The organism is Streptomyces sp. NPDC060194 (assembly GCF_042728285.1).
Taxonomy (GTDB): domain Bacteria; phylum Actinomycetota; class Actinomycetes; order Streptomycetales; family Streptomycetaceae; genus Streptomyces.
The window spans coordinates 1-4,894 of the sequence record NZ_JBHWZH010000078.1 but is presented as its reverse complement, the minus strand read 5'-3'; the positions used below and the strand labels follow the sequence as shown (position 1 = coordinate 4,894).

Annotated in this window: 5 protein-coding genes and 1 pseudogene; 4 read left to right on the top strand and 2 right to left on the bottom strand. The window is 74.0% G+C overall.

Features of this window, described 5'->3' with window-relative positions; all coding sequences use genetic code 11:
• Positions 1-143 precede the first annotated feature (143 nt).
• Together ACFWEG_RS18120 and ACFWEG_RS18115 are read left to right on the top strand one after the other, a co-directional pair.
• Positions 144-884 (top strand): sirohydrochlorin chelatase, encoded by a 741-nt coding sequence (locus tag ACFWEG_RS18120; RefSeq protein ID WP_387216131.1) that lies wholly within the window; start codon positions 144-146, stop codon positions 882-884.
• A gap of 195 nt (positions 885-1,079) precedes the next feature.
• Positions 1,080-1,235 (top strand): hypothetical protein, encoded by a 156-nt coding sequence (locus ACFWEG_RS18115; RefSeq protein WP_387216178.1) that lies wholly within the window; start codon positions 1,080-1,082, stop codon positions 1,233-1,235.
• 80 nt (positions 1,236-1,315) lie between these two features.
• On the opposite strand, the pseudogene ACFWEG_RS18110 reads toward ACFWEG_RS18115, so the two are convergent.
• Positions 1,316-1,483: pseudogene (locus ACFWEG_RS18110) on the bottom strand (2-dehydropantoate 2-reductase N-terminal domain-containing protein); the annotation flags it as partial.
• Between the two features lie 110 nt (positions 1,484-1,593).
• Between ACFWEG_RS18110 and ACFWEG_RS18105 the strand changes: the two are divergent.
• A complete protein-coding gene (locus ACFWEG_RS18105; protein ID WP_387216129.1) occupies positions 1,594-1,776 on the top strand; it encodes a DUF4236 domain-containing protein in 183 nt (60 codons plus the stop codon).
• Here ACFWEG_RS18105 and ACFWEG_RS18100 read toward each other — a convergent pair.
• Positions 1,745-2,311: a DUF1697 domain-containing protein gene (locus tag ACFWEG_RS18100; protein ID WP_387216127.1), complete on the bottom strand. Its 567-nt coding sequence runs from the start codon at positions 2,309-2,311 to the stop codon at positions 1,745-1,747. The genes ACFWEG_RS18105 and ACFWEG_RS18100 overlap by 32 nt on opposite strands.
• Positions 2,312-2,570: 259 nt before the next feature.
• Between ACFWEG_RS18100 and ACFWEG_RS18095 the strand changes: the two genes are divergently transcribed.
• Positions 2,571-4,847 (top strand): MMPL family transporter, encoded by a 2,277-nt coding sequence (locus ACFWEG_RS18095; protein WP_387216125.1) that lies wholly within the window; start codon positions 2,571-2,573, stop codon positions 4,845-4,847.
• Positions 4,848-4,894: the final 47 nt, after the last annotated feature.

Here is a 4,894-nt window from a genome sequence, read left to right as displayed (position 1 = left end):
CGCGGGGCGCGGGGGGTTGGTTTAATTTTTTTGGGGGGGCATGGGGGGTACCGCACCGGCCCGGGGCCGGACGCGGAACCCCCGGGGGGAGCTTCCCGCGAAAGCGCCCCACGACCTGTCCGCCGTCACGAACCGAGACCGTCATGCGCCACGATCCCGTCCTCCTCGTCATCGCCCACGGCAGCCGCGACCCGCGGCACGCGGCCACCGTCCACGCCCTCGTCGAGCGCGTCCGGGAGCAGCGGCCCGGGGCGCGGGTGGAGGTCGGGTTCCTGGACTTCAACGCGCCGTCCGTCCCCCAGGTCCTCGACCGGCTGGCGGCGGACGGGGCGCGGGACGTCGTCGCGGCTCCGCTGCTCCTGAGCCGCGCCTTCCACGCGAAGTCCGACATCCCGGCCGTGCTCCGCGCGGCCCCGGCCCGGCTGCGCATCCGCCAGGCCGACGTGCTCGGCCCCTCGCCCCTGCTGCTCGGCGCGCTGGAGGACCGGCTGTACGGGACCGGCCTCAGCCCCGCCGACCGGCGCACGACCGGCGTGGTGCTCGCCGCGGCCGGCTCCAGCGACCCGGCCGCCGTCGCCGGCGTCGACGCCGTCGCTCGCGACCTGCGCGGGCGCGGCTGGGGCGCCGTCCGCACCGCCTACGCCTCCGCGGCCCTCCCGCGCACCGAGGACGCCGTCCGCGCCCTGCGCGCCGACGGCGTCCGCCGCGTCGCCGTCGCCCCCTACGTCATCGCCCCCGGCCGCCTCCCCGACCGCATCGCCGCGGGCGCGGCCGACGCCGACCACCTCGCCCCCGTCCTCGGCCCGTCCCCGGCGCTGGCCTCGCTGCTCCTCCTCCGCCACGACGAGGCCCTCGCCTCGGGCACGGCGGCCCTCAGCGCATGACCCCTGACGTCCGCACCGGACGCCTCCTCCTGACCCCGTACGTCCCGGCCGACGAGCCTGGGCCACGCGGAGATCAAACCCTCGCCCGAGGAGTCGCTGGACGGCCACGAGATCGTCTGCGCGCCGGCCCGCACCGCCCGGGGTCGGGGCCTCGGCACGGAACGGGCCCGTGCGCTCACCGCCCGTGGGCACGAGGTGCTCTGCCTGCGCGAGGTCCACGCCACGGTCGCCGCTCGGAACTCCACGGGGCTGCCGGGCCAACTCGACTGCGCGCACGTCCGCGACCTGCCCGAGGACGACGGCAGCGTCACCCGGCTGGTGACGCACACCGCGCCGCTCACGTCCGCCTGAGGGCCCGTGCCCGGGCGTGCAGCGCCGCCGAGGTCAGGCCCTCGCCCGGGCGCAGGCCCGCGCGGGCCGCGTGGGTGGCGGCCGGCGACGACGGGCACCCGGAGCGTGCGGACGCCGCCCGGTGTGGTGAGCGTGAGGCCGCGGTCGCGCAGCGCGGCCAGGTGCGCGCCGCGCGCGACGAGCACCACCTCGGCGCCCGCCTCGTGCAGGAGCCCGCCGATCGTGCCGCCCACGGCGCCCGCGCCGATGACGATGTATCGCTCGCGGTCCAGCCTCCCCCACCACCGTGACGGAAACGTGGCGGGCCCGTGACGGGCCCGTCGGGACTGCCCCGCACCCTGGGGGGAAGGAGGCACACATGGCGTTCTACTACCACAAGCGGATCCCCGTGATCCCGAAGCTGCTCCACCTCAACGTCACCAACCACGGCTGGTCCTGGACCTTCGGGGGCCGGCGGGCGAACATCACCCGCGGGCGGGGGCACAGCTCCGTCCGGCTGCCGGGCGGGTTCAGCCTGCGGCGGGACCGCCACCACCGGTGAGTTCGGCCAGCTTGCGGACGGTGTTCCAGTTGCGGCTGGTCGCGACGACGCCCTTCTGCAGCGCCGGTTTGGACAGCGCCTCGGCCAGCTTCGAGCGGCCGAGGCCGTCCGGCGCGTAGAGGTACAGCACCCGCTCGCCGAGCCGGCACTCCTCGGGCCGGAACGCGTCGAGGTCGAGGGAGCCGAACCGCTCCGGGCCCACCGGCCGGTCGAAGTAGGTGACGTGGAGCTGCTTGGGCTCCAACTCGTCTGCCGGGAACGGGCATTGGTCGATCACCGCCTGCAACTCGGCCGCTGTGCGCACCAGTACGTCGACCGGGAAGCCGAAATGCCCGGCGAGCGCGTGGGAGATGCCCGCGGCGAGCACGTCCGGGTCCGCGCCGGCGCCGCTCGCGAACACCGCGTTCCCGCTGTTCAGATACGTGCGAACGTCGGTGTGCCCGAGCCCTTCGAGCAGCGTCCGCCACTCCGCCATCGGCACCTTGCGGCCGCCTCCGACGTTCACGCCCCGGAGCAGTGCCGCGTAGTTCGCCATGCGCTCAGCCTAGGCTCCCGGCGCGGACGGCGCCCCCAGGACACGGATCCGCGCTGAGCTGGACTTCCGGGATACGTGTAAGGGACCCGGGTCCACCCTGGAGGGGAGATACCGCCCGCCCGCCGCCTTCGTTCGGAGGAGACGCCCGCCCCGCGGTTTCACCGGTCAGCACGACGTGTCGCGTCACCCGCCGCCCTAGCGTCATGGGTGACAGGCAGGGGCACGAAGCCGCTGCCGCGTGCCAGGGGGCCGGATCGGGATGAGCGAAACGCGGGTACGGGGCATCGCGGCCAGGGCGGGAGGCTGGAGCGCGCGCCACCGCTGGGCGGCGGTGGGCATCTGGGTGCTCTTCGTGATCGCCGCGATGGGGCTCGGTCAGGTGACCGGCAGCGTCGAGGTCCGCCAGAGCGAGCAGATGCAGGGCGAGATCCAGCAGGCGGAGAAGCTGATCGAGAACGCCGGCATCGAGGAGCCGGCCGCCGAGACGGTGCTCCTGCAGGCGAAGGACGACGGCGTGCGGGCCACCGACGCCGGCTTCCGGCAGGCCGTCGACGACGTGATCGCCGCCGTCGAGGGCACGGGCGCGGTGGCGGACGTCAAGTCGCCGTACGACACGCAGTCGATCTCCCGGGACGGCCGCAGCGCGCTCGTGCACTTCACCGTGCGCGGTGACCCCGAGACGGCCCACGAGCGGATCGACCCGGTCCTGAAGGCCGTCGAGGGCGTGCAGGAGGGGCACGACGACCTGCGGATCGCGGAGATCGGCGGCGCCAGCATGAACAAGACCTTCGAGGACGCCTTCGGCGACGACTTCCAGCAGGCGGAGTTCTCCGCCGTGCCGGTCGCCTTCGGCATCCTCCTCGTCGCGTTCGGCGCGCTCGTCGCCGCGCTGGTCCCGGTGGTCCTCGCGATCACGGCGATCATGGCGACGACGGGTCTGATGGCCGTGGTCAGCCACGTCCAGCCGATGAGCGACACCGCCAGCTCCGTGATGCTCCTGGTCGGCCTCGCGGTCGGCGTCGACTACTGCCTGTTCTACCTGCGCCGCGAGCGCGAGGAGCGGGCGGCGGGCCGGGACGCGCAGACCGCGATGCAGATCGCGGCGGCCACCAGCGGCCGGGCGATCGTGGTCTCGGGGGTGACGGTGTGCGTGGCGATGGCCGGGATGCTGTTCACCGGGCTGGCGGAGTTCCAGGCGATGGGGCTCGCCTCGCTGATGGTGGTGGCCGTCGCGATGGTCGGCTCGGTCACCGTGCTGCCCGCGCTGCTCTCGCTGCTCGGCGAGCGGGTGGAGAAGGGCCGGGTGCCGTTCCTGGCCCGGCTGAAGAAGGGCAACGCGGACGGCGAGAGCCGGCTGTGGCACGCCGTCCTCGGCACCGTCCTCAAGCGGCCCCTCGTCGCGACACTGGTCGCGGCGGGCGCGCTGGTCGCCCTCGCGGTGCCCGCGCTCGGCATGAAGACGCAGAACCTGACCCTGGACCAGGAGTTCGGCGACTCGCTGCCGATCGTCCAGACCTACGAGCGCGTCAACGAGGCCTTCCCCGGCGGGGCCGACCCCGCCGAGGTGGTCGTGAGCGCCGACGACATCACCTCGCCCGAGGTCACGGCCGCACTGGCGGACTTCCGTGAGCAGGCGGTGAGTTCGGGCGCCTCGCGGGGCCCGGTGGAGGTGCGGGTCCGGGAGGCGGAGAACCTGGCGTTCGTCACGGTGCCGCTGGTCGGCGGCTCGGACCAGGACCGGGCGGAGGAGTCCCTGTCGCTGATCCGCGACGAGGTGCGGCCGGCGACGCTCGGGAAGGTCGACGGGGTCGAGGCGCCGGTCACCGGCATGGTCGCCGGTTCGAAGGACTTCAACGACCAGATCGTCGGCTCGGTCGCCCCCGTCTTCGCCTTCGTGGTGGTCTTCGCCTTCCTGCTCATGCTGCTCTCGTTCCGCTCGCTGACCATCGCGGTCACCTCGATCGTCCTCAACCTGCTGTCGGTGGGGGCGGCCTACGGGATCCTGACGGTGGTCTTCCAGCACGGCTGGGGGGCGTCGCTGGTCGGGGCGGAGGGGGTCGGCGCGATCATCTCGTGGCTGCCGCTGTTCCTCTTCGTCATCCTCTTCGGGCTCTCGATGGACTACCACGTCTTCGTGGTCTCCCGGATCCGCGAGGGCAAGCTCGCCGGCCGCACCACCCGGGACGCGATCGTGCACGGCGTGGTGACGACGGCGGGGGTCGTGACCAGCGCGGCGGTCATCATGGTCGCGGTCTTCGCGATCTTCGGGACGCTGTCCATGCAGTCGATGAAGCAGATGGGCGTCGGCCTGGCGGCGGCGGTCCTCATCGACGCGACGATCATCCGCGGCGTCCTCCTCCCCGCCGTCATGGCCCTCCTCGGCGACCGCAACTGGTACCTGCCGAGCTGGCTGCGGTGGCTCCCGGACCTGACCCACGACGAACTCGTCACCGCACCCCCGGCGGGCGTCCCGCTGCGGAAGGCGGAAGACGCCGAGGACGTGGAGGACGAGGACCCGCAACCGGTCCGGGTCTGAGGCTGCGCGCACGGCGGGGCCGGGCCCCGGGGACGACCACCCCGGGG

Bases quoted from the DNA above. Each gene is read 5' to 3' on its own strand.
- ACFWEG_RS18100 (WP_387216127.1), bottom strand. From the start codon at position 2,311: ATGGCGAACTACGCGGCACTGCTCCGGGGCGTGAACGTCGGAGGCGGC.
- ACFWEG_RS18120 (WP_387216131.1), top strand. From the start codon at position 144: ATGCGCCACGATCCCGTCCTCCTCGTCATCGCCCACGGCAGCCGCGAC.
- ACFWEG_RS18095 (WP_387216125.1), top strand. From the start codon at position 2,571: ATGAGCGAAACGCGGGTACGGGGCATCGCGGCCAGGGCGGGAGGCTGG.
- ACFWEG_RS18105 (WP_387216129.1), top strand. From the start codon at position 1,594: ATGGCGTTCTACTACCACAAGCGGATCCCCGTGATCCCGAAGCTGCTC.